Source organism: Bradyrhizobium sp. AUGA SZCCT0105, assembly GCF_018129565.1.
Classification (GTDB): domain Bacteria; phylum Pseudomonadota; class Alphaproteobacteria; order Rhizobiales; family Xanthobacteraceae; genus Bradyrhizobium.
In genome coordinates, this window is sequence record NZ_JAFCMK010000006.1 from 473,000 (window position 1) to 496,207 (window position 23,208).

Genomic DNA, 23,208 nt, shown 5'->3' on the forward strand with positions numbered 1-23,208 from the left:
TCGTGTCATTATTTATCGGCGGCGGCTATCGCGTTCGCATCTTGGTCAGCTGCTTATTGCAAAGGAGATTATTGTAGAAAAGGGAGCGCAGATATGAAGAAAGCATCGAGGTATGTTTTAGGTCTACTCATCTTGACTGCTGCGCCTGCTGCATTCGCAGCCGAGCTGCCAAAGGAGGGTAGCTACGACTACACTGCCTGTTGGTCCGGCGTTAACAACGTGATCACTTTTTCCAAGACCCACACCGCGGCCAGTTACGAAATGACGGGCACCACCCGCAGCAATCCTTCCGGCGGGATGTTTGATAAGAATACCTTCCACTGCGTCGGGATGAATGCCTCGCTTGACGGGAAGAGCACTGGATCCACCGTGTGCGAGGCAACGGATACGGATGGCGACAAACGCTTGGCATATTTCTCGCTCGGCAGCGATGGAAAGGTGACCCGAGAAAACATCACAGGCACCGGAAAATACGAAGGCATGGTGGCAAGCGGCACTGTCCAACCGTTGGGTCCGTTTCCTGTCGTGAAGGCCGGAACGTTTCAGGACTGCAATCATCAGACCGGCACGTATAAGCTAAAGTAAGACCGCAATGAGAATTGGCCGCCGCTGATCCTCTTTCAGCGGCGGCTTTGGCGCGATCGTGTGTTGGCGCACAAGCAATTCTAACGCAGGACCTTGAAGAAGAGTGAACCGTGTGCCAACGCGCGGGCCACGACCGGCTTTGCGGCAAGGCAGAAGTGGTGTACTTCTCTTGCGAGCTGCCATGAGGACGTGCCGACAGTTCCGTATTCGCCAATTATCTTAGCGGCAGCGCTGATGCCGTCGGCGGGCAAATTCCTAGACCTGTAATCTCTGGTCTGTTTAATCGCAGTCAAAACCGAGGCGCGAATGACGTGCACACCGCGTGAGGTGCGCGTGAAGGAGTATGCCGTATTTCACATCAGGAGCTCACAATGGATCGGAAAACCTTTCTGGTCGGCATTATGGCCGCCGCATGCCTTGTTGCAACCTCTACACTAATGCCGGGCACCGGGCACGCCCAAGCGGATCCGAGAGTAACGAAATCGCTGGAAGGATTAAAAGCCATGACGGCGAAATTAGGAGCCCCCAAGCTCGAAGGAAGGGACGCTGTTGGGGGTAAAGACGCACCCGCTCTATATTTCGGCACGACTAAGATCAATAACAACTTTGACATCGTCGACGCGGTTGGAAGAGAGGACGGCAAGGGGATGACGGCCACGCTGTTTGCAAAAGACGGAGGCGAATACGTCCGAGTATCCACAAGTGTGCCGAAACCCGATGGAAGCGGCCGAGCAGTTGGCACCGTCTTGGCCGGGCCAGCGCTTGAATCGATCAAGGCGGGGAAAAGCTATTTCGGCGAGGTGCCTATACTGGGTACGCCCTATATAACAGGATATGAACCGATCAAGGACAGTACGGGCGCCGAAATCGGCATCTATTACGTGGGCTATAAGAAGTAGTTGAGAGTCATTAGAAATCGTCTGGCAACACTGGACGCGCAGCCGCTGCGGTTGTAGCCGCCTGTCGCGGTCCAAATTGGGTCAAAAGCCGCCCATGGCGGTCAAGCCGACCGACGTCCGCTCTTTCTCAATGAGCTGACCTACCGTCAGGTTACCTGCCAAGCCGTTTGGAAGGCAGCCGGCTCTTGTCCATTAACCGTTCGTCATTCCTGTCGCCCCTGATCGGCGAGCCATGGACCTGGCAGTCCCGCAATTGCTGGGATTTCGCCTGCCATGTGCAGCGCGAGCTGTTCGGCCGCGAGCTGCCGCGCGTTGCGGTACCGGACGGCTTCTCCGAGCGCTGGGTGCTCGAGGCGATCGCGGGGCATCCGGAGCGCGCGCTTTGGCGCGAGGCGCTGGAAGGACCGGGCGGCCTGGTCACGGCCGCTGACGGCGCCCTGGTCCTGATGGCGCGCCTGCGCTTTCCCGCGCATATCGGCGTCTGGATGCAGCCCGAGGCGCGCGTCATTCACTGCGACGGAAAGACCGGCGTCGCCTTTGAGACTGTCCTGGCGCTGCGCCAGATGGGCTGGAAAAAACTCTCTTTCTTCGAGCCAAGGTAACATGCACAGAGCTGTCAAACGATTGCGGGCGCCGCAGATCGGCGCGCCGCGGCCGCGCGCTCGCCGTGCGAGGCGCCCTGATGCCGCGCGCAAGCCGGTGCTGCACCTGGTGATGCCCGGCCTCGAGGTCGCGCGCGCCGAGCTGCGCGCGCGGGAAACCGTCACGGCTTTCCTGCGGCGTACCGGCTGGGCTGTGCGCGATCGGGAATTCGGCTGGCAGTTCAAGATAGGGCTTCCGACCGTCCTCGAGATCAATGGCGAGCCCGTGCTGCGCAGGGATTGGCGGTCGCGCCGCATCGGACCGGCCGACGTGGTTCGCTTCATGTCTTATCCGCTCGGCGGAAATGGCGGCGGCAACGCCGTCAAGCAGGTCATCGGCCTGGTCGCGCTGGTGGCGGTCTCGGCGTTCGCCATCTGGGCCGGCCCGGCGCTGTTCGGAGCTGGAACGTTTGGCGCCTATGCCACGACGGCGGCGATCGGCGTCGGCGGCTCGCTGCTCGTCAACGCCCTGGTTGCGCCGAAAGCCGGCGCGACCAATACGCCGTCGGCGACCCAGGACCAGATCTATTCGGTTGCAGCGCAGGGCAACGTCGCCAAGCTCGGCCAGCCGCTACCGGTCTGGTACGGCCGCGTGAAGGACTATCCAGATTTCGCCGCGACGCCATGGGGCGAATTCGTCGGCAATGACCAATACCTCAACGTGCTGCTGTCACCGACCATGGGCAGCATAGAATATGAGGCGATCTATGTCGACGACACGGTCCTGTGGGATTCGACCAACGGGATCTCGGCGTCCTTTCCAGGCGCGCAGATTGCGTTCTATGAGCCGGGCGCGACGGTCACGCTGTTCCCGACCAATGTCGACCAGTCCTCCGAGGTTTCCGGCCAGCAGCTGCCCGATGGCAGCGGCACGGCCGGCGGCTTCTTCGTGGCGCCGAGCGCCACGACATCCGGTGCCTGGCTCGGCCCGTTCGCGGCCAATCCGCCTGGCACGCTGGCGCAGTCGATCGCGGTCGACTTCGTCCTGCCGGGCGGCTGCGCCACCTTCAACCAGGGCGCTAACGGCGCAAAGATCGGCTACGCCCGCATTCCGCTGACCGCGGAATATTGCCCGATCAACGACGCCGGCGCGCAGATCGGCGCGTTCCAGACGCTGTTCTCCGGCGTATTCCTGTACGGCAGCACCAGCCCGGTCCGCGACAGTCGCAAGGTCGACGTCCCGGCGGGCCGCTATGCCGTGCGCTTTCGCCGCGATGACGCGGCCTTCAGCACGGATCTCGGCTCCAACCAGGTTGTATGGGCCGGGCTGCGATCGTTCCTGCAAGGCAAAAATTCGTTTCCCGACGTCTCGACCGTCGCGATCCGCCTCCTGGCCTCGCAGTCCACGCAGGGCGCTTACAAGTTCGGCGTGCTGGGCACCCGCAAGTTGCTGGTGTGGAACGGCTCTAATTTCGTGCTGCAGGCGACGCGCAACCCGGCATGGGCGTTTCTCGACGCCGCGACCAGCGCGCAATATGGCTCCGGTCAGCCGATTTCAAAGGTCGACTTCAACGCGGTCATGAACCACGCGCTCGGCTGCGCCAACCGCGGCGACACGTTCGATTATCGCTTTACGACCGCGGTCGCGGTGCCGGATGCGCTCGACAAGATCCTGACGCCGTCCAGGGCGCGGCACTTCTGGCTTGGCGACACGATCTCGATCGTGCGCGACGAATGGCGCGACGTCCCGACCATGATGCTCAGCGATCGCGAGATCGTGCGGGATTCGATGCAGGTCTCGTTCCAGATGCTGGGCGAGGAAGATCCCGACGCCGTCATCGTCGAATATCTCGACGAGGAAACCTGGCTGCCGGCGCAGGTCCAGTATCCGCCGAACGCCATTGGTTTCACTGCGACATCCGCCGAGACCAAGCGCGTCGACGGCATCGTGAACCGCGACCAGGCGTTCCGCGAATGTGCCTTCTACTACCTGCAATCGATCTACCGGCGCGAGACGGTGCAGCTTGACGTCGAATACGAGGGCCGGGCGATCACCTATGGCTCGGTGGTGCGGGTGCAATCCGCGCTACCGATGGCTTATGGCTATGGCGGCGCCGTTGTGGCTGTCGCCGGCCGCACGCTGACGCTCAATCCCGCGCCTGTCTGGGACGGCGGCCCGACCTATATCCGCTTGCGGCAGGCCAACGGCAAATCGTTCGGCCCGATCCTGTGCACCGAGGGCGCGGACGCGTCGCAGGCCGTGCTCGACGCCGGCAGCCTGGCCGCGGCGCAGAGCGCGCAGGCGACGACGCTCGCGGCTGTCCTGGCCCGCGAGGACGGCGGCGAAGATCCGTCCTTCGAGATCGGCAGCGGCGACAACCAGTCCCGGCTTTGCGTCGTGCTCAACGGCGCGCCGAACGGCGATCAGTGCACGCTGGGCCTGGTCGTCGACGATCAGCGCGTCCATGCCACCGATCTCGGCAATCCGCCGGTGCTGCCGAGCCCGCAGTTTCCGAGCAACGACAAGGTGCCGCTGATTGCCGGCCTCAATGCCAGCTTCGGGCAGGGCACGGCCGAGCCGATGCTGTCGGCAAGCTGGTTCCCGGCCGCCGGCGCGCTCTACTACATCGCCGATGTCTCCTATGACGCCGGCGCGTCCTGGGCGCAGGTTTATGAGGGCGCGGCCAACCAGTTCGACCAGGTCGTGCAGAACGCGGCGCTCCGCCTGCGCGTGCAGGCGGTCAACTCGGCGCTCCGCGGCCCTTACTCGACGGTCGACCTCGAGGCACCGACCATCGTCATTTCGGACGGCGCGGTCGCGCTGAAGTCTCTGCAGGAGGGCATCAAATACGCCGTCACGACGCTGCAGCAGCAGCACGCGCAGGACATCGCGGATCTCGAGACGGCGATGTCCGACCAGATGCGCCAGGTCGCGGCGCGGATCACACTCGCCAAGCAGGCGGGCAACCAGCAGGCGTGGGACCAGCTGCAGCAGGTCGAGAACCTGATCCAGGTGACGGCTGACGGCATCAATGCGTCGATCGACGACGTCCGCACCGTCGCCTATGACACCAAGACGGCGTTCGCCGATTACAAGCTCACGGTCGCAGCGCAGTTCGGCGACCTCAACGCCTCCGTGACAGAGCAGGCGACCGCGATCGCGACGCTCGACGGCATCGTCGGCGCGAGCTGGGGCGTCAGCATCAATGTCAACGGCGTTGTGACCGGAAGCATCCGCCTCGACGGCGGCGCCAACTGGTCCGCCTTCATCGTGCAGTCCGACAAGTTCCAGGTCCAGCTCCCTGGCTATAACGGCAGCGCGGCGATCCCGGTGTTTACGGTCGGCACCATCAATGGCTTGCCGGCGGTCGGCGTCGCCGCGAATGTCTATCTCGACGGCAGCATCTTCACCCGCATGATCGGCGCCGGTCAGGTGACGGCCGTCAATATCCAGACAGGCACGATCACGTCCGACAGCGGCGTCATCGGCGCGCTCAGCGTCAAGAGCCTCAGCATCGGCGACAACGCGATCATTACGCCGATCGTGCAGGCCATCAGTGCGATCAACGTGGGCGGCTCAACGACGGTCATCGTCGGGACCACGCTCTCGCTCGACACAACCGGGTTGGCCGGCAAGACGATGACGCTCTACTTGAATTGTCCGCTTGTGGTCTATGAGTCGGGCAATATCGCATCCTCTTGCACGTTCACCGCTTCGCTAAACGGCACGGTGGTCTCGCAGTATGCGTTTTCCGGCCAGAACGTCTCCTTCACCCCGACGCTTTCGGGTTCAGTCCAGATCGCGGCAACGGGCGGCGTGATGTCGATCCCTGTCAGCGTGACCATTAGCAATCCAGGCTTCTGGGGCGTCGCGTCCGGTTCGATGTTTGTGATGGCGGCAAAGCGATGACGATCATCCACTTCTGCAGCGCGACGGGTTACATCCGCTCCTGGGGAAACGCCGAGCCGATCGACGGCACGAGCAATTTCCCCGATCACTGCATTCTGCGGACCGCCGACGATCGCGACATCGACCCGCTCGAGGATATGGTCGACGTCGCCCTGGTCGGTCCGTTTCAGAGGCCGGAGGACGCGATTGTCGCGCGACCCGCTGTTGAAAAGCGCGTGCTTCTGATCGAGCGGCTCGCGCTCGCCATCGTGCTCGCGGTCTCCGCCGAGCTGGCATCATCAGATCAATACATGGTTCCAGATCGGCCGGTCGCGAACCGCGAAGCATGGACGACGTTCCGGCAGGCGCTTCGCGCTCTGTCCCGTCTGCCTGACGCGCCGACGATGGCGCGCAATTGGCCGGCTCGGCCGGACGCTGGGGCCGCACCGGCGCAGATCCTCGACCTGATGGCACGGATCGACGCGCTCGCACAAAGCTGATTTCGGAGAGACCATCCTATGCCGAACCTGATCTATGCGACCGGCACCGTAGCCATCGGCGCCGGCGCGGTTTCTGTTGCCGGCGCCGGCGGCCCGCTCTGGGCGTCGAACGTTCAACAGTTCGACAAACTGATCGTCGACGGCTTCGCCGGCGTCGACATCCTTGGCGTGACCGATGATACGCATCTCGTCATCGCCAAATGGCCCTTTGCAGCGGTGCCGGCCGGGACCGTGTACCAGATTCTGCAGACCAGTCCGCTGCGCTTCAATGGCGCGCAAAACTCGGCCGAGGTCATCCGCTTGACCGGCGCACTCGAGACTGACGGCTTCTTTGTGTTCGTGCGTTCCGATCGCACGGAGCCCGATCCGTCGAAGGGCGACGAGGGACAATATGCGCGGCAGCCGGCGACCGGCAAGGAGTGGCTGAAGACCGGCGGCGTGTGGGTTTACCAGGGCGTCAACAAGGCGCTCGGACAGCCGGCGCCCTATGATCCCGCGCATACATACGCTCTCAATGACGTGACGACGTTGAACGGTTCGTCGTTCGTCTGGAGCAACACGACGCCCGGTTCAGGGCATGCGCCGCCCGATGCGACCTACTGGCAGGTGCTGGCGGCCAAGGGCGATACAGGCGCGACCGGGCCGGTGCCATGGCAGCAGACGGTGTCGTGGGCGACCGGCCAGAACTATGTCGCGGCGGCGCCAGCGTCGATCGTCGTGTATACGCTTAACAAGAACATCTACCAGTGCATCGTCCCGCATCTGTCGACCACGTTCGAGGCCGATCGGGCGGCAGGCAAATGGCTGCTAATCGCTCAGGGTTTGACCGAAGGAACAAGCACGTCGTCGCAGTCGATCGGTATCGGCAGCGTTCTCTTTCAAACTCAGATTGATCTATCGTACCTGAATGGCGCGCGTCTGCGCGCGGCATCGAGCGGTTCAATCGGCAACTGGGTAGAGGGTCAGTGCACCTACAATCCCGCGAACGGGCAACTGATCCTTTTCCGCGATAAATCCAGCGGGGCAGGAACATATACGGATTGGGCATTCAGCCGCGTCGGCCAGCCGGGCGCCGGCGACGTTTCCTCAACAAACTGTCTGTCTGAGTACGCAGGAAACACGGCGCTCGCGCGGATCAATCTCGGCATTCCGGGCGTCCTTAGTGGCTATCTCTCTGGATTGAAAATCACGTCGCCTGGTGGTGTTTCGACCTTCAGCGTCAGTGCCGGCGTTGCCTGCGATCGAAGCGCGGGCGACATGATCGTGCTCAGTGCTGCGCTGACGAAATCAAGTTCGGCTTGGGCGGCCGGCAACAATAACGGTTGTCTCGACACGGGTGCGCTGGCGAACGGCTTTTACCACGTCTTCGTGATCAAAAATCCGACGACGTCGGTTGTCGACGTGCTGATGTCCAAGAGCGCAACTGCGCCGACGATGCCGGCCGGATACACGTTGTTCCGCCGCATCGGCGTTGTGTGGTTCAACAGCGGTGTCAATTTCTCCGCGCTCTTGCAGCGCGGCAGGGAGTTTTTCTGGCCCGGCTCGGCGCTGGATTTGAGCACGACGATCGGAACGACGCTGCAGACGTTCGCGCTCGCCAGTTGTCCGGCCGGCGTCAGGGTGCAGGCTTTGCTGAACATCATTGCTTGGAATGCCACTCAAAACACGACTTGGTGGACACACGAAACCGGACTTACCGACAACGCTCCGAGCTACTCGGTCGGTGCAAACGGCTTGGAGGCCTCGACCGCGACCTCCGGCAACGCGTCCGATCTGCGCGTGTGGACCGACACGTCGGCGCAAGTGTGCGCGCGATCGTCCGCGGCCGGCACGTCATATCGCTGCTTTACGCGCGGATGGTTCGATCCACTGGAGTGATGACAATGGGATTCGTAGAGCGAAACAGCGAGGGCGCCATCGTTGGATGGTTTGCTTGCCAGCAGCCGGCGCCGATCGTGACCGAGCAGGTCGCGGATGATGACCCGGCCGTCTTGGCGTTTTTGAACCCGCCGGCGCCGGTGCCGGCTTCCTGCACCAAGCTCGGCCTGAAGCGCGCCTTTGACGAACTCGGCACCTGGGCTGCGGTCAAGGCCGCGATCGCGGCCGACGCGAACGCCCAGGAGGAGTGGGATCTTGCGACCGAGATCCGGCGCGCTGATCCTCTGGTTCAGCACATGATTACGATCGTCGGCCTCACCGGCGCGCAAGTCGACCAGCTTCTTATTCGCGCCAACGCCCTGGTCTGACCGGGCCGCGCGCCTCCGTTCCATCACAAAAGGACTATCACGATGACCAGCGCAGTCATTTCTGCGAGCGCTATCGATTTGCATGGGATCATCTCCCGCGCGACCTTCGACCTGATCGTCAGCGCCGAGGTCACCAGCCCGGCCTGGTATTCAAGGCATCTGAGCGGCGCGACCTGGCCTGGCGAACAGTCCGGCGTGACGATCGGCTGCGGCTATGACGTCGGCCAGACGACGCGGCAACAGTTCCTGGCCGATTGGTCGGGCAAGATCCCGGATGCGATGTTGAAGGCGCTCGCGAAGTGCTGCGGCGTCACGGGGCCGGCGGCGGAAAAGCTGGCGCGCAAGCTGCGCGGCGTCGTCGATATCCCTTGGGACGTCGCGCTCGAGGTTTTCTCGAACCATGACATTCCGCGTTACCTGGCGATCTGCCGGCGGCTGCTGCCTGGCTTCGATGAGCTCTCGCCGGATTGCAAAGGCGTCATCCTATCGATCGCCTTTAACCGCGACGCCGGCGGCTTCAACAAGCCGGGACCGCGCTGGTCGGAAATGCGGCAGATCAAGGCGGCGATCGGCAGCGGCGACCTCGCCAAGATCCCTGGCCTGATCCGATCGATGAAACGGCTCTGGCCTGACAGCAAGGGCCTGCGCATTCGCCGCGACGACGAGGCGGCGCTGTTCGAGCGCGGCCTCGCAACGTCGCATCCGCAGGAGCATGCCAAGCTCGCGACGACGCCGGCGCCGGTCGATCCGGAGGCCGTCGCTTATGTGCAGGGGCGGCTGCGAGAGCTCGGCTATTTCGACGTCGGCCAGGTCGACGGCGAGCAATCGCCGCAGGGCCGGACCGAGGGAATGATCCTGGCCTATCGCAACGCGCGCGGCCTGCCGCTGACGCCGGCGATCGACGACCAGCTGATCGCCGAGCTCGGCAAGCCGCAGGCGCCGCGGCCGGTCGCCGAGACGCGGGCGAGCGCGACCGTCGAGGATCTTCGCGACGAGGGCTCGCAGACAATCGCGCTGACCGACCAGGCCAAGCGCTGGGCCGGCAAGATTTTTGGCGGCGCGACCGGCCTCGGCAGCGGCGGCATGCTGGCCTGGCTGACCGATCGCGCGACGCAGGTCTCGACCGCAAAGGAGGCGATCGGCGGCCTCGGCCTGACGGCCGGCGCGATCCAGGCGATCGCGATCGCTGTCGCCGCCCTGGTCGTCGTCGCCGGCGTCGGCGTGCTGGTCTGGTTTGTCGCCGACCAGCTCGAGCGGCGCCGCCTGGCTGATTATCGCGCGGGGAAACACGCATGAGCTGGATCGTCGCAATCGTCATGCGCCTGGCGGGCCTCGCCGGCGTCAGCCTCTCGCCGTTTGCCGCCGGCTCGTTGTTCGCCGGCGGCCTGGCCGTCGTCGCCGGCGGCGCCGCGATCGCCGGCGGCGCGCATCTCTACAACGCCGGCTTCAGCTCGGCCGAGACCAAATGCGAGGCGGCGAAGGTCGCCGAGCAGAATGCGCAATTGCAGGCGCGCCTTGCCGAGAAGGACCGGCAGCTCGTTTTCGCAAACGCCCTGCAGCAGCGCGACGCCAAGCGCGCCGCCGCGGCCGAGGCGCAGATCCAGTCTAACCAGGGGGCAATCGATGCAACGCCGGCTAATCCTACTCAGTGTTTTGATCGTGCCGCTTCTCGCCGGGTGCGCGGGGTTCGGTAGCCAGGAGCGGCTGCAGCCTCCGCCTCCGGACGCGCCGAACATCCCGGCGATGCCGGCGGACGTCGCGGCCTGCGAGCGCGCGCCAGTCGATACGCCGGACCGCGAGCTCGACGCCGGCGAGATCGAGCGGCTCTGGAAAACCGACCGCGCGGCGCTGGCAAAGGTCAATGCCTGCCTGCGGCGCGCCGTCTGCCAATACCAGGACGTCCGCGAGGGCATCGGCCGCGTCGAGGGCGTCGCCTGCGAGAGCACGGCGCCGGCGGGAAAGCCGGCGGACGGTTTCAGCCTGTTGAAGCGAAAGAAGGCGCAATGAGCGACGCGGTGACATGGGGAGCGATCGCCGCAGCGGTCGGCTTGCTGCTGACGATCATTGGTTTCTGGACTCGGTATTCCGACCGCATCACCAAAGCCGAGGCTGCAGCGGCGGCCGCAGCAACGGCGGCGGCAGGGGCGGGCGCCGCGGCAGCCGAGGTTAAGCGCGCGGCCGAGATCGCGATCGTCGACGCCAGGCGTGAGGTGCAGCAAGCAGCCGAGGAGGCCCGCACGCTCGCCGCAAAGCTCTACCAGGTCGAGATCTGGGCGCGGGACGAATTCGTCCGCAAGACAAGCTTTGAGAATGTGATCCGGCGGCTCGAGGCGGGGTTCGGCGAGCTGAAGAGCGACATTGGCGGCCGGCTCGATCGCATGACCGATCGGATCGAGACTATCAAGACCGGCGCGCCGCACTAGCTTCAAATGTTCTGCATCATTGTCGCCGCCGCGCTCGCGCTGATCGTCGCGAGCTCGGCGGCCGAGGCGCGGCCACGCCCGGCGCGCGCCCGGCCGGCGCTGGGCTCAGTTGCCCGTGGGGCCGTAGACCTTTGCGAGCTTTTCGCTGCTCGTCTTTTTCCATTCTTCATAGGCGCCGAACCCGTTCGCCGGGTACATCGCGAACTGGATATCGCGGCTGAGATCCAGCGCCTGTTGGACAGAGAAGGGGCGTCCTGCGGCAGTAATGATGGCGGCGGCGAGCGTTGCGACCGTGTTTGCCTTCGTCATCTCAACAAGTTTGTTTAGTTCCTGGGCTTCTGTCATGCGATTACTGTTCCTACTAATTGCGGTGGGTCGAGCATGCCACTTGCGATATAGGTGTCAGGATAGAATGAGCCAGTCTCTTTGTGTCCCTGAGCGACCATTCTTTGCTAATCGCCGTATCGATCCGTCACCCGGCTTGACTGCAGGGCGGCCCGGCGCCGCCGCAGCTTTGCGGACCGTCCAGCAGTCCGGCGGGATCAATAGTCGCGCTGTGAGGACAACTCGACACGGTTGGCCCGACGAGGGCGGCGGTCGCACGGCTGGATGGGAGTATTCGCGATCGGCGCCGAACTACCACATGTTGGGGCGTCGGTCCTCACCCCTACCGCGAATCGGGAGTTCAGGGCATATTCACGCTTGGTCCAATCGCTGCCAAGCCACGACGCCTCGCGGTATGCCCTCCCATTTGGATAGGTTGCAAAAGTTCACGTCAAGCGTTAACTCACCCCATGAAACGGGCGTAGGTCAGCATCGATGCGAATAGAGCCAGAGCTCGGCGGCTGCGGCATCGTTCTTGTGGGCCATTTCAATCCGCTGATTTTTTCTCCCGCTTGGTTTGCGAAGAACGGGATCGTTTCGGACGAGGAAGCAAATTCCGCCGAAGTATCGGTTATTCACCCCGAGATCTCCGCTTTTCGAATTGGGAAAATGCGGCTCCAGGTGGAACAGCTGCGGCTTTCCGCCGATACCACCGAGGCGCCATGGATTACGTTGTGTGATTTTTTGGTGAAGACTTTCGGTGAATTTTTAGTGCACACGCCTATAAACGGAATGGGAATTAACCGTTCAGTTCATTTCTCGGTCGGCGACGAAGAAACCAGAAATCGGATAGGGCGGCTGATCGCGCCCCTCGGGCCCTGGCGTGAGTGGGGGCGCGAAATCGAAAATCAGGGGCCAGGGGCGCGCAGTGGCTGCACAAATCTAACGATGGTGCAGCCAAAGGTTGCAGAGGACGATATAAACGGGCATATTCAACTTCAGGTGCAGCCGTCATCAAGACTGCGCGGCAATGCTGGCATTTTTGTAAGTGTCAACGATCACTACTCGGTGGGGGGGCTAGAACAATTGATTGGGTGCGAGAAGATTATTTCCATTTTGAGCGAGAGATTTGAACGATCCATTCGCGGATCTGAAGACAAGATCGACATCGTGATGGCTATGAAAGAATTGCTATGAACGGCTTGGCTTTCAGGATTTCAGAGCAGACTGCCTTCGAGCCGCAACCACCTAGCAACAGTCCCTCTGCGAAGCCGGAATCTGACGTCGTTGCTTACGACCTGCGTGCGCGGGTGGGGCGAACGCTTGAAGCTAGGCGTTTGCATGAGGCGTTTGCAGAGGCGCTAAACCCTAAAGACCGAGATAGTCTCTCGGTTGCTGAATCCGAAGTTCAGCAAGTGAGCAAGCGCATCCGCATCCAGGATGCAATCACTGGTGCGTTTCCGCTTCCGCGCCAGCCGACCCCTTTATCACTGCAGCCATTGCAGGAGTGGGAGGGGTATGTCTCAGACGTCGGAAACGAGACCTTCACGGCTCGATTGCTGGACGTCACCGCAGGCGGCAAATACGAAGACGAAGCGGCTGATTTCCCTATCTCAGACCTTTCCGAAACTGATCTCGATCTGTTGAAGCCCGGTGCCGTGTTTCGTTGGGTGATCGGATATCAGCGCCAAATCGGTGGCACAAAGCGGCGCGTTTCACAGATCACATTTCGTAGGCTCCCAGCATGGACCAAGCGAGATATAGCCGAAGCCTCTCGAAGGGCTGAGAGCCTAGCCCAGTCAATTGAGTGGGATTAAGGCGAAAGCTTGGGGCCCGCGTCGGATCAGATTGAGATCTCAGTTTTTGGGCCCGGTTATGGGGAGTGCTGCGTTCTTCATCTGGGAGATGGAGTGTGGCTCGTTGTCGATTCCTGCATCAATACCGCGAGCAAGAGGCCCGTTTCGCTAGAATATCTGGAATCGATCGGGGTCGACCCATCGAGTGTGCAGCTGGTCGTAGCAACTCATTGGCACGACGACCATGTGCGGGGAATGGCCGCACAGCTGAAAGCCTTTTCGAAAGCTCGGTTCTGTAGCTCGTCGGCTTTGACGAACAAGGAATTCCTCGCCTCCGTCGTTGCATACGAGCAGCGCCATAACATCGCGGGTGGGTCGGGTGCTTCCGAACTGACTGAAGTGCTCGAGGTGCTGCGAAGCAGATCTGGCAAGTCGTCACCCATTAAAGCTTTTCCTGGCAGACAGCTCATGACTTTGGCCGGAACCCCCCAGCTGCCCGAGCGGGTGGTTCGTACGCTTTCGCCATCAGACAAGCAGCTTGACCTGTTTTTGTTGCAGATTGCGGCGCTCCTTCCCGCGCCGCTCCAGACGCGGACGAGGGTGCCGGATCAATCGCCCAACAATCTCTCGATAGCAATGCATGTAGCAATTGGAGATCAAGCGATCCTATTGGGCGCGGACTTGGAAGAGCACGGGGATGCAGAACTAGGTTGGGCAGCCATCGTCTTGACGCCCGAAAGGCCCACACAAAAAGCGCAGATCTTCAAGGTTCCACATCACGGCTCGCAGAACGGGCACAGCGATGGAGTCTGGCAGCAGATGCTAGTGAAAGATGCTTTGTCGATTGTGACACCTTGGAATCGTAACAATGGCCTCCCGCAGAAAGAGGATGTGACCCGAATTTGCGGGCTGACGAATGCTGCATTTTGCACAAGCTCTACCAGCGCATCGGGTAAGCGACATCGCCCCTATTCAGTGGAGAAGCAAATCAAAGAGACCGTCGGAAATATCAGATCGACCCAACAGCGCACGGGGTGGGTTCGTCTAAGGAATGGCGGTGTTAGAAATCCGACTACGTGGTCTCTCGAGCTCAGCTCTGAAGCTTGCTCGCTGAAAGACTGGCGGGCAGCGTAACGTTCGCCGAAGAGCGGAAATCGCTCCGCTGGCTCAGCGGAGGCCCAGAGTCGAATCAGTCCCGCCAGTGCTTCGGTCGGTTCCAGGGGCGCCCGTGGTCGTTATACTCTTGGCGTTCGCGGGCCTCGCGGATCTCGTCATCGGTCAGGGTCGGACGGATGGCGCTCCAGATCAGCTTGACCATCTGCTTGGCTTCCGCCTGGTCCTTGGCAAGGCCCCGGTGCGACGGTAGCTGCGGCCTTCCCGGAAACGCGACGCCCCATGCGACGCTTGACCGGCCGGCCGGCAAGCCAGTCTGCTGATGGATGCGCCCGATCCGGATCTCATCCCAGATCACGACGTAGTCGCCCTCGGCGGTCTCGCCGCCAATCACGGTGCGACGAAGCAACAGCAGCTCGGTCACGGCAGGTCGGTCGTCGCCGGGCCGCGTTGTGCGAGCTGCAGCAGCTCGGCCGGCGGCCGCTTGCCCGCCTTGCGGCATTTCTCACAGCGGAGCCGGCCGCAAAGATCATGGATGCAGGTCGTGGCGACGCGAGGGAGCACGGCGAGGTCGACCGCGCGCGGCGTCTTGCACCTCGAGCAGCGGATCTCCAGCCACGTGAAGCCGGCGTTGATCGCCCGTTCGATCGAGGGCGACGGGTCGACCGGCCCGCCATCGGCCCACATCCGTTCGTTCCAACTCTGGCAGGCGAGGTCATCGGCTTCGCGGATCAGCGCCTCGCCGGCCGCGCGCTTCTCGGCTGCGCGGGCGGCGAGGATCGTGGTCACCGCTCGGGCGCGCGCAAGCTCTTTCGTCAGCGCCTTGCGGTCGCCGCCGGAGAGGGGCGTCGGGTGATGTTTCGGGGCCATGCGCTCATGAGAGCGCTTCTATTGTTGAGATGCAAACGTTCCGCACAGCGAAATCGCTCCGGGGATTTCTCCGGGGATTCGGTGCCACCAACGTCGGCAAATTCCATCATTGTCCCGCAAATGTTCTCGCAGGAGAACGCTCAATTTCCACCGGCGAAAGCTGCAATCCCTTTGATGCATAGGCTTTTTTGTTGGCGATCCCGGCAGGATTCGAACCTGCAACCCGCGGAGTAGAAATCCGCTACTCTATCCAGTTGAGCTACGGGACCGTGGCCGCCTTGTAGCATCCGCAATATGAAAAATCCGCCTTTCCGCCAAGTCCGTCCGAACCGATTTTTGTGGTCGGACGACAAAGGCGAGCAGGGGGTCCCGCCCTGTGTTGGTCAGACCAGCCTGCCGAGCCGGCATGACGCTGCCGCCGGGGGCCGGTCGAAGGAATGTCGACAATGCGATCTGCGACGTTTTCGTCCGTTCATGTCGGCGCCTTCACTCCGTCACCTTTTCGCGCATTTTTTAGCCCCAACGCGGCGTTCGACCGCGGGGCGTTCAGGAGCTCCATCATGATCGGATTGGTTCGTGCGGCCGCACTTTGCGCCACGCTGGCGCTCGGCCTGGTGAGCGCCCAGGCTGCGGACAAGGCCTTCAAGCGCGACGATCTCGCGGATTCCGCGATCAAACTGGAGGCCCAGATCAAGAGCGAGGCGGGCGCGGTCAACAAGTCGGCCGCGACCTTGCGCACCGACGCGGACGCAGCCTTCAAGCGCAATGATTTCCGCGGCGGGCTCACGATCCTCGGCCAGATCGCGGCAACCGCGCCCGAGGACGGCGCCAACTGGCTACGGCTTGCCAAAACCGTCTTCCAGATCCGCTCGGCCAGCTCCAGCGAACAGACCTTTCTGATGGAGCGCGCCTCCACCGCCGCCTACATCGCCTATCAGCGTGCCGGCAATGCGGGCGAGGAGGCGGATTCGCTGGCCGTGCTGGGCAAGGCGCTCGCCGAGCGCAAGCTGTGGCGTCCTGCGCTCGACGCGCTGCGGCTGTCGCTGGATCAGCGCGAGGTCGCCGATGTGCGGGGCCAGTATGAGAAGATGCGCGACGAGCACGGCTTCCGGCTGCTCGATTATACCGTCGATTCCGACGCCGCCTCGCCGCGGGCCTGCTTCCAGTTCTCCGAGGAATTGGCCAAGCGCGTCGACTTCGCGCCGTATCTCGCACTGGCCGGCACCGACAAGCCGGCTTTGTCGGCGGAAGGCCAGCAGCTCTGCGTCGACGGGCTGAAGCACGGCGAGCGCTACAACATCAATCTGCGTGCCGGCCTGCCGTCGACCGTCAAGGAGACCCTGCCGAAATCGGCCGAGTTCAACATCTATATCCGCGACCGCAAGCCGTTCGTGCGGTTCACCGGGCGCGCCTATGTGCTGCCGCGGACCGGCCAGCGCGGTATCCCGGTGGTCAGCGTCAACACGCCGGCGGTCACGGTCAACGTGTTCCGGATCGGCGACCGCAACTTGATCAACACCGTGATCGACAGCGACTTCCAGAGCACGCTGAGCCGCTATCAGCTCTCCGATCTCGGCGACCAGCGCGGCGTCAAGGTATGGTCCGGCGAGCTTGCCACCGCCACCACGCTGAACCAGGACGTCGTCACCGCATTTCCGGTCGACCAGGCGCTCGGCGACCTGCAGCCGGGTGTCTACGTCATGACCGCTGCGGCCAAGGGGCCGGGCAGTGACGACGACGGCACGCTGGCGACGCAATGGTTCATCGTTTCCGACATGGGCCTGTCGGCGTTCTCCGGCAACGACGGTATCCACGTCTTCGTCAATTCGCTGGCCTCCACCGAATCGGTCGCCAATGCCGAGGTAAAGCTGGTCGCCCGCAACAACGAGATCCTGGCCACCCGCAAGGCCGATGCAGCGGGCCATGTGCTGTTCGAGCAGGGGCTGGCGCGCGGCGAGGGCGGATTGTCGCCGGCGCTGCTGACGGTGACGGGCGAGAAGGCCGACTACGCCTTCCTCAGCCTGAAGACCAACGCCTTCGACCTCACCGACCGCGGCGTCGCAGGGCGGGCGATCCCGGCCGGTGCGGACGCCTTCGTCTACGCCGAGCGCGGCGTATATCGCTCCAACGAGACCGTCTATTTGACCGCGCTGCTGCGCGACGGACAGGGCAACGCCCTGACCGGGACGCCGCTGACCATGGTGATCGAGCGGCCCGACGGCGTCGAATTCCGCCGCACCGTGCTGCCCGACCAGGGCGCCGGCGGCCGCATGCTGGCGGTGGCGCTGAACTCCGCGGTGCCTACGGGGACCTGGCGGGCGCGTGTCTTTACCGATCCCAAGGGCTCGTCGGTCGGCGAGACCACCTTCATGGTCGAGGACTACATCCCCGAGCGGATCGAATTCGACCTGACCAGCAAGGAGAAGGTGATCAAAGCTGAAGTTCCAGTGGAACTTCAGGTTTCCGGCCACTTTCTCTATGGCGCGCCGGCCTCGGGCCTGCAGCTCGAAGGCGACATGCTGGTCGCACCAGCAGCAGCCGGCCGGCCCGGCTATGCCGGCTACCAGTTCGGCGTCGACGACGAGCAGACCGCGAGCAACGAGCGGACCCCGATCGAGGACCTGCCGGAGGCCGATGCCAACGGCGCGGCGAGCTTCCCGGTCAAGCTCGACAAGGTCCCGGCCTCGACCCGGCCGCAGGAGGCCCAGATCTTCATCCGTATGGCGGAGACCGGCGGCCGTTCGGTCGAGCGCAAGATCGTGCTGCCGGTAGCGCCTGCGGCCTCGCTGATCGGCGTCAAGCCGCTGTTCGGCGACAAGAGCGTGGCCGAGGGTGACAAGGCCGAGTTCGACGTCGTGTTCGTCGCGCCCGACGGCAAGCAGCTGTCGCGCAACGGGCTGCGCTACGAGCTGTTGAAGCTGGAGTCGCGTTACCAATGGTACCGGCAGAATTCGTCCTGGCAGTATGAACCGGTCAAATCGACCCGCCGCGTCGCCGACGGCGACGTCAACCTCGCGGCCGACAAGCCGATGCGCCTGACCTTCCAGCCGCAGCCCGGCCGCTACCGGCTTGATGTGAAATCGACCGATGCAGACGGTCCGGTGACCTCGGTGCAGTTCGATGTCGGTTGGTATTCCGACGGCAGCGCCGACACGCCCGATCTGCTCGAAACCTCGATCGACAAGCCGGAATACCAGTCCGGCGACACCATGACCGTGTCGGTCAACGCGCGCACATCAGGCAAGCTCACGGTCTACGTGCTGGGCGACCGCCTGTTGACGACCCAAAGCGTCGACGTCAAGGAGGGCACCCAGCAGGTCAAGCTTCCGGTCGGCAAGGACTGGGGCACCGGTGCCTACGTGATGACGACGCTGCGCCGCCCGCTCGATGCCGCCGCCGGGCGCATGCCGGGCCGCGCGATCGGGCTGAAATGGTTCGGCATCGACAAGAAGACGCGCACGCTGGCCGTCGCGCTGTCGCCGCCCGCATTGGTGCGGCCGGGCACGACGCTGAAGATCCCGGTCAAGCTCGGCGGGCTCAATCCCGGCGAGGACGCCAAGGTGGTGCTGGCCGCGGTCGATGTCGGCATTCTCAACCTGACCAATTACAAGCCGCCGGCGCCGGATGACTATTATCTCGGCCAGCGCCGCCTGACCGCCGAGATCCGCGACCTCTACGGCCAACTGATCGACGGCATGCAGGGCACCCAGGGCCAGATCCGCAGCGGCGGTGACGCCGCCGGTGCCGAGCTACAGGGCTCGCCGCCGACACAGAAGCCGCTTGCGCTCTATTCCGGTATCGTCACGGTCGGCCCCGACGGCACTGCCGAGGTGAGCTTCGACATCCCCGAATTCGCCGGCACGGCGCGGGTGATGGCGGTGGCGTGGAGTGCCACCAAGCTCGGTCGCGCCAATGTTGATGTGATCGTGCGCGATCCCGTGGTGGTGACGGCGACATTGCCGCGTTTCCTGCTGACCGGTGACAAGGGCACCATCAGCATGGATATCGACAATGTCGAAGGTGCCGCCGGCGATTATGCCGTCAGCGTCAAGGCGAGCGGCCCGATCAAGGCTTCGGGCAATCCGACCACGACGGTGAAGCTCGCCGCGAAGCAGCGCACCTCGCTGTCGCTCGGCCTCGAGGCCGGCGGCGCGGGTCGTGCCGATTTCGACGTCGACATTTCCGGGCCGAACGGGATGACGTTGGCGCGGCACTATGCGCTCGACGTCAAGCCGGCGACCCAGGTGCTGGCGCGCCGCTCGATCCGCACGCTGGCGAAGGGAGAGAGCCTGACGCTGACCTCCGACATGTTCTCCGATCTGGTGCCGGGCACCGGCAGCGTCTCGGTCTCGGCGAGCCTGTCGACCGCGCTCGATGCGGCGAGCATTCTGAAGGCGCTCGACCGCTACCCTTATGGTTGCTCCGAGCAGATCACCAGCCGCGCGTTGCCGCTGCTCTATGTCAACGATCTCGCCGCCGGCGCCCATCTTGCGATGGACACCGCGGTCGACCAGCGCATCCGCGATGCGATCGAGCGACTGCTGGCGCGACAAGGATCAAATGGCTCGTTCGGCCTGTGGTCGGCAGGCGGCGACGACGCCTGGCTCGACGCCTACGTCACCGACTTCCTGACCCGGGCCCGTGAAAAGGGCTTTGCGGTGCCGGACGTGCTGTTCAAGAACGCACTCGACCGCGTCAGGAATTCGGTGGTCAATGCCAACGAGCCGGAGAAGGACGGCGGCCGCGATCTGACCTACGGGCTCTACGTGCTCGCGCGCAACGGCGCCGCGCCGATCGGCGACCTGCGCTATCTCGCCGACACCAAGCTGAACAATCTGGCGACGCCGATCTCCAAGGCGCAGCTTGCCGCGGCGCTAGCACTGGTCGGCGACAAGGCGCGGGCGGAGCGGGTCTATGGTGCCGCGCTCGATGCGCTGAACCCCAAACCGGTGATCGAGTTCGGCCGGGTCGATTACGGCTCGGCGCTGCGCGATGCGGCGGCGCTGGTTTCGCTCGCAGGCGAGGGCAATGCGCCCCGCACGACGCTGACCCAGGCCGTGCTGCGGGTCGAAGCGGCACGCGGGCTGTCGCCCTATACCTCGACGCAGGAGAATGCGTGGATGGTGCTGGCGGCACGCGCGCTCGCCAGGGAGACGATGGCGCTCGACATCAACGGCCAGCCGGTCAAGACCGCGGTCTATCGCAGCTACAAGGCCGAGGAGATGACGGGCCAGCCGCTCAAGATCACCAATACCGGCGACGCACCGGTGCAAGCGGTGATCTCGGTGTCGGGCTCGCCGGTCACGCCGGAGCCGGCGGCCTCGAACGGCTTCAAGATCGAGCGCAGCTATTTCACGCTCGATGGCAAGCCGGCCGACGTCAGCAAGGCGAAACAGAATGACCGCTTCGCGGTTGTCCTGAAGGTGACGGAGGCGAAGCCGGAGTTCGGTCACATCATGGTGGCCGACTATCTGCCGGCCGGGCTCGAGATCGACAACCCGAACCTGGTGTCGTCGGGCGATTCCGGCACGCTCGAGTGGATCGAGGACGGCGTCGAACCGAAGAACACCGAGTTCCGCGATGACCGCTTCACCGCGGCGATCGACCGGGGCGCCAACGACAAGTCGGTGTTCACGGTCGCCTATGTCGTGCGCGCGGTGTCGCCGGGCAAATACGTGCTGCCGCAGGCCTATGTCGAGGACATGTACAATCCCTCGCGCTACGGCCGCAGCGGCACCGGTGCGGTTGAGGTCAAGCCGGCGAAATGAGCGATCGTGGAATGAGCAAGGACGCGCGTCCAAAACTCTTCTCGTCATGGCCGGGCTCGACCCGGCCATCCAGCGACGCGTCCTCGCGAACGAACGACGTGGATGCCCGAGCCAAGCCCGGGCATGCCAAGCGTAGCGGACGGTTGGTGCTTCGCATCGCCGGCGCTGTCGCGATCGTGCTCGTCATGGTTGCTGCGGCCTTCGCAGCCTGGGTGGTCTCGCTCGGGCCGCTGCCGCTTGCGCAGGCGCGGCAGGTCTCGACCACGGTCATCGACCGAAACGGAAAACTGTTGCGCGCCTATGCGATGGCGGACGGGCGCTGGCGGCTGCCGGTCGACACGAAGAGTTCGGTCGATCCCGGCTATCTGAAGCTGTTGTTCGCCTATGAGGACAAGCGGTTCTACGCGCATCACGGCATCGATCCGCTGGCGCTGTCGCGCGCCGGATTCCAGCTGCTCACAAGCGGCCATATCGTCTCGGGCGGCTCGACGATCACGATGCAGCTGGCGCGGCTGATCGAGCCGCGGCACCAGCGCTCGGTCTACGCAAAACTGCGGCAGATGGTGCGCGCGGTTGAACTGGAGCGGCAGCTCTCCAAGGACCAGATTCTCGATCTCTATCTCGCGCTGGCGCCGTTTGGCGGCAATCTCGAGGGCGTGCGCGCCGCCTCGATCGCCTATTTCGGCAAAGAGCCGAAGCGGCTCTCGCTCGCCGAAGCCGCATTGCTGGTGGCGCTGCCGCAATCGCCGGAGCGGCGGCGGCTCGATCGTTTCCCAGAAGCCGCCCACGCCGCGCGCGACCGCGTCCTCGACCGCATGGTCGAGGACGGCGTGGTGTCGAAGGACGACGCCGCGCAGGCCCGGGCTACGCCAGTACCGAAGCTGCGCAAGCAGATCCCGATCCTGGCGCCGCATTCATCCGATCAGGCGATCGCGACGATAAAGGATGCGCCCGTCATCAAGCTGACGTTGGACGCCACGCTGCAACGGAACCTGGAGGCGCTTGCGCGCGATCGCGCCATCGCGCAGGGACCCGACGTCTCGGTTGCGATCGTCGTGGTCGACAACGAGACGGGCGACGTGCTCGCGCGTGTCGGCTCCGCGGATTATTTCGACGAGCGGCGGGCCGGGCAGGTCGACATGACGCGCGCGGTGCGCTCGCCGGGCTCGACGCTGAAGCCGTTCATCTATGGCCTCGCCTTCGAGGATGGCTTTGTTCATCCCGACAGCCTGATCGAGGATCGGCCGATCCGGTTCGGCACCTATGCGCCGGAAAATTTCGACATGACGTTCCAGGGCACGGTGCCGATCCGCAAGGCGCTGCAATTGTCGCTGAACGTGCCGGCGATCGCGCTGCTCGACCGCGTCGGCGCCAGCCGGCTGTCGTCGCGGCTGAAGCAGGCTGGCACCAACCTCGTGCTGCCGAAGGACGAGGCACCGGGCCTTGCGATGGGGCTCGGCGGCGTCGGCATCACGCTGCAGGATCTCGCCCAGCTCTATTCGGGCTTGGCGCGGCTCGGTGCGACCAAGCCGCTGCGCGAGATCGTGCGGCCGCATGACGGCCGCGACACGATGCGGCTGATGGATCAGGCCGCGGCGTGGCAGGTGGGCAATGTCCTGCTCGGCACGCCACCGCCGGAGAACGGCGTGCACAACCGGATCGCGTTCAAGACCGGCACCAGCTACGGCTATCGCGATGCCTGGTCGGTCGGCTTCGACGGCCGCATCACCATCGGTGTCTGGGTCGGCCGTCCGGATGGCGCGCCGGTGCCGGGCCTGGTTGGGCGCACGGCGGCGGCGCCGATCCTGTTCGACGCCTTTGCGCGCACCGGCAAAATCCCGGCGGCGTTGCCGAAGCCGCCGCGCGGCGTGCTGGTCGCCTCCAACGCAAAACTGCCGCCGCCGCTGCGCCGGTTCCGGCCGCTCGGCGAACTGGTGCGCAGCGGCAACGACCAGGCGCCGCACATCCAGTTTCCGCTGAACGGCTCACGCATCGACGTCGATCAATCCGAGGGCGGTCATGCGGCGATGCCGGTCAAGGTCGCCGGCGGGGTGCTGCCGCTGACCGTGCTGGTGAATGGTGTCTCAGCCGGGGACATCGACAGCCGGCGCCAGCGCATGATCGACCCGCCGGGGCCGGGCTTCGCGCGGCTCACCGTGATCGACGCCACGGGGGCAGCGGATACCGTTGTGATCCGCGTGCAATGATCGCGCG

19 protein-coding genes and 1 tRNA gene are annotated in these 23,208 nt (G+C 64.1%); 16 read left to right on the plus strand and 4 right to left on the minus strand.

The window, feature by feature from the left end; genetic code table 11:
* Positions 1-93 precede the first annotated feature (93 nt).
* The 11 genes from JQ573_RS28405 to JQ573_RS28455 all read left to right on the plus strand — a co-directional run bounded on the left by JQ573_RS28405 (position 94) and on the right by JQ573_RS28455 (position 11,123).
* Positions 94-585 (plus strand): hypothetical protein, encoded by a 492-nt coding sequence (locus JQ573_RS28405; RefSeq protein ID WP_212314609.1) that lies wholly within the window; start codon positions 94-96, stop codon positions 583-585.
* Between the two features lie 371 nt (positions 586-956).
* Positions 957-1,484: a Cache 3/Cache 2 fusion domain-containing protein gene (locus JQ573_RS28410; protein WP_212314607.1), complete on the plus strand. Its 528-nt coding sequence runs from the start codon at positions 957-959 to the stop codon at positions 1,482-1,484.
* Positions 1,485-1,669: 185 nt separating this feature from the next.
* Complete coding sequence (locus JQ573_RS28415) at positions 1,670-2,086, plus strand: hypothetical protein (protein WP_212314605.1); 417 nt, start codon at positions 1,670-1,672, stop codon at positions 2,084-2,086.
* A gap of 1 nt (position 2,087) precedes the next feature.
* Complete coding sequence (locus JQ573_RS28420; protein WP_212314603.1) at positions 2,088-5,975, plus strand: host specificity factor TipJ family phage tail protein; 3,888 nt, start codon at positions 2,088-2,090, stop codon at positions 5,973-5,975.
* Entirely contained in the window at positions 5,972-6,454 is a 483-nt protein-coding gene (locus tag JQ573_RS28425; protein WP_212314601.1) for a phage tail assembly chaperone, read from the plus strand. The genes JQ573_RS28420 and JQ573_RS28425 overlap by 4 nt, the downstream gene beginning before the upstream one ends.
* An 18-nt stretch (positions 6,455-6,472) precedes the next feature.
* Positions 6,473-8,332: a hypothetical protein gene (locus tag JQ573_RS28430; protein WP_212314599.1), complete on the plus strand. Its 1,860-nt coding sequence runs from the start codon at positions 6,473-6,475 to the stop codon at positions 8,330-8,332.
* A gap of 77 nt (positions 8,333-8,409) precedes the next feature.
* Entirely contained in the window at positions 8,410-8,700 is a 291-nt protein-coding gene (locus JQ573_RS28435; protein WP_212314598.1) for a hypothetical protein, read from the plus strand.
* Positions 8,701-8,742: 42 nt separating this feature from the next.
* A complete protein-coding gene (locus JQ573_RS28440; protein ID WP_212314596.1) occupies positions 8,743-9,996 on the plus strand; it encodes a peptidoglycan-binding protein in 1,254 nt (417 codons plus the stop codon).
* Positions 9,993-10,394 (plus strand): hypothetical protein, encoded by a 402-nt coding sequence (locus tag JQ573_RS28445; protein ID WP_212314594.1) that lies wholly within the window; start codon positions 9,993-9,995, stop codon positions 10,392-10,394. The genes JQ573_RS28440 and JQ573_RS28445 overlap by 4 nt, the downstream gene beginning before the upstream one ends.
* Before the next feature lie 49 nt (positions 10,395-10,443).
* On the plus strand, positions 10,444-10,707 hold the full coding sequence (locus JQ573_RS28450; RefSeq protein ID WP_212408760.1) for a hypothetical protein: 264 nt from the start codon (positions 10,444-10,446) through the stop codon (positions 10,705-10,707).
* Entirely contained in the window at positions 10,704-11,123 is a 420-nt protein-coding gene (locus JQ573_RS28455; RefSeq protein ID WP_212314590.1) for a hypothetical protein, read from the plus strand. Before JQ573_RS28450 ends, JQ573_RS28455 begins: the two co-directional genes overlap by 4 nt.
* A gap of 105 nt (positions 11,124-11,228) precedes the next feature.
* On the opposite strand, the gene JQ573_RS28460 is transcribed toward JQ573_RS28455, so the two are convergent.
* Entirely contained in the window at positions 11,229-11,468 is a 240-nt protein-coding gene (locus JQ573_RS28460; RefSeq protein ID WP_212314588.1) for a hypothetical protein, read from the minus strand.
* A 474-nt stretch (positions 11,469-11,942) separates the two neighbouring features.
* Here JQ573_RS28460 and JQ573_RS28465 point away from each other — a divergent pair, with 474 nt between their 5' ends.
* The 3 genes from JQ573_RS28465 to JQ573_RS28475 are packed head-to-tail and all read left to right on the plus strand — an operon-like array spanning position 11,943 to position 14,377.
* The gene (locus tag JQ573_RS28465) at positions 11,943-12,644 is read left to right on the plus strand and encodes a hypothetical protein (RefSeq protein ID WP_212314586.1); all 702 of its coding nucleotides are present in this window, start codon (positions 11,943-11,945) and stop codon (positions 12,642-12,644) included.
* Positions 12,641-13,264 carry a hypothetical protein gene (locus JQ573_RS28470; protein WP_212314584.1) on the plus strand — a complete coding sequence of 208 codons (624 nt, stop codon included), beginning with the start codon at positions 12,641-12,643 and terminating at the stop codon, positions 13,262-13,264. The genes JQ573_RS28465 and JQ573_RS28470 overlap by 4 nt, the downstream gene beginning before the upstream one ends.
* 9 nt (positions 13,265-13,273) lie before the next feature.
* Positions 13,274-14,377, plus strand: coding sequence for an MBL fold metallo-hydrolase (locus tag JQ573_RS28475; protein WP_249132409.1), 1,104 nt, complete (start codon positions 13,274-13,276; stop codon positions 14,375-14,377).
* Between the two features lie 55 nt (positions 14,378-14,432).
* Here the strand turns inward: JQ573_RS28475 and JQ573_RS28480 are convergent, their stop codons facing one another.
* The 3 genes from JQ573_RS28480 to JQ573_RS28490 all read right to left on the minus strand — a co-directional run bounded on the left by JQ573_RS28480 (position 14,433) and on the right by JQ573_RS28490 (position 15,495).
* Positions 14,433-14,780: a hypothetical protein gene (locus tag JQ573_RS28480; RefSeq protein ID WP_212314579.1), complete on the minus strand. Its 348-nt coding sequence runs from the start codon at positions 14,778-14,780 to the stop codon at positions 14,433-14,435.
* Positions 14,777-15,226: a hypothetical protein gene (locus tag JQ573_RS28485; protein ID WP_212314577.1), complete on the minus strand. Its 450-nt coding sequence runs from the start codon at positions 15,224-15,226 to the stop codon at positions 14,777-14,779. The genes JQ573_RS28480 and JQ573_RS28485 overlap by 4 nt, the downstream gene beginning before the upstream one ends.
* Positions 15,227-15,418: 192 nt before the next feature.
* A tRNA-Arg gene (locus JQ573_RS28490) sits at positions 15,419-15,495 on the minus strand.
* A 291-nt stretch (positions 15,496-15,786) separates the two neighbouring features.
* Here JQ573_RS28490 and JQ573_RS28495 point away from each other — a divergent pair.
* Positions 15,787-20,994: an alpha-2-macroglobulin gene (locus JQ573_RS28495; protein ID WP_212314575.1), complete on the plus strand. Its 5,208-nt coding sequence runs from the start codon at positions 15,787-15,789 to the stop codon at positions 20,992-20,994.
* A 185-nt stretch (positions 20,995-21,179) separates the two neighbouring features.
* On the plus strand, positions 21,180-23,201 hold the full coding sequence (gene pbpC / locus JQ573_RS28500; protein WP_409334706.1) for a penicillin-binding protein 1C: 2,022 nt from the start codon (positions 21,180-21,182) through the stop codon (positions 23,199-23,201).
* Positions 23,202-23,208: the final 7 nt, after the last annotated feature.

What these genes read in the sequence shown, in the direction of transcription:
- JQ573_RS28405 (WP_212314609.1), top strand. Translation starts at nt 94, where the DNA reads ATGAAGAAAGCATCGAGGTATGTTTTAGGTCTACTCATCTTGACTGCT.
- JQ573_RS28410 (WP_212314607.1), top strand. Translation starts at nt 957, where the DNA reads ATGGATCGGAAAACCTTTCTGGTCGGCATTATGGCCGCCGCATGCCTT.
- JQ573_RS28420 (WP_212314603.1), top strand. Translation starts at nt 2,088, where the DNA reads ATGCACAGAGCTGTCAAACGATTGCGGGCGCCGCAGATCGGCGCGCCG.
- JQ573_RS28425 (WP_212314601.1), top strand. Translation starts at nt 5,972, where the DNA reads ATGACGATCATCCACTTCTGCAGCGCGACGGGTTACATCCGCTCCTGG.
- JQ573_RS28430 (WP_212314599.1), top strand. Translation starts at nt 6,473, where the DNA reads ATGCCGAACCTGATCTATGCGACCGGCACCGTAGCCATCGGCGCCGGC.
- JQ573_RS28440 (WP_212314596.1), top strand. Translation starts at nt 8,743, where the DNA reads ATGACCAGCGCAGTCATTTCTGCGAGCGCTATCGATTTGCATGGGATC.
- JQ573_RS28445 (WP_212314594.1), top strand. Translation starts at nt 9,993, where the DNA reads ATGAGCTGGATCGTCGCAATCGTCATGCGCCTGGCGGGCCTCGCCGGC.
- JQ573_RS28450 (WP_212408760.1), top strand. Translation starts at nt 10,444, where the DNA reads ATGCCGGCGGACGTCGCGGCCTGCGAGCGCGCGCCAGTCGATACGCCG.
- JQ573_RS28455 (WP_212314590.1), top strand. Translation starts at nt 10,704, where the DNA reads ATGAGCGACGCGGTGACATGGGGAGCGATCGCCGCAGCGGTCGGCTTG.
- JQ573_RS28460 (WP_212314588.1), bottom strand. Translation starts at nt 11,468, where the DNA reads ATGACAGAAGCCCAGGAACTAAACAAACTTGTTGAGATGACGAAGGCA.
- JQ573_RS28465 (WP_212314586.1), top strand. Translation starts at nt 11,943, where the DNA reads ATGCGAATAGAGCCAGAGCTCGGCGGCTGCGGCATCGTTCTTGTGGGC.
- JQ573_RS28470 (WP_212314584.1), top strand. Translation starts at nt 12,641, where the DNA reads ATGAACGGCTTGGCTTTCAGGATTTCAGAGCAGACTGCCTTCGAGCCG.
- JQ573_RS28485 (WP_212314577.1), bottom strand. Translation starts at nt 15,226, where the DNA reads ATGGCCCCGAAACATCACCCGACGCCCCTCTCCGGCGGCGACCGCAAG.
- JQ573_RS28495 (WP_212314575.1), top strand. Translation starts at nt 15,787, where the DNA reads ATGATCGGATTGGTTCGTGCGGCCGCACTTTGCGCCACGCTGGCGCTC.
- pbpC (WP_409334706.1), top strand. Translation starts at nt 21,180, where the DNA reads ATGGTTGCTGCGGCCTTCGCAGCCTGGGTGGTCTCGCTCGGGCCGCTG.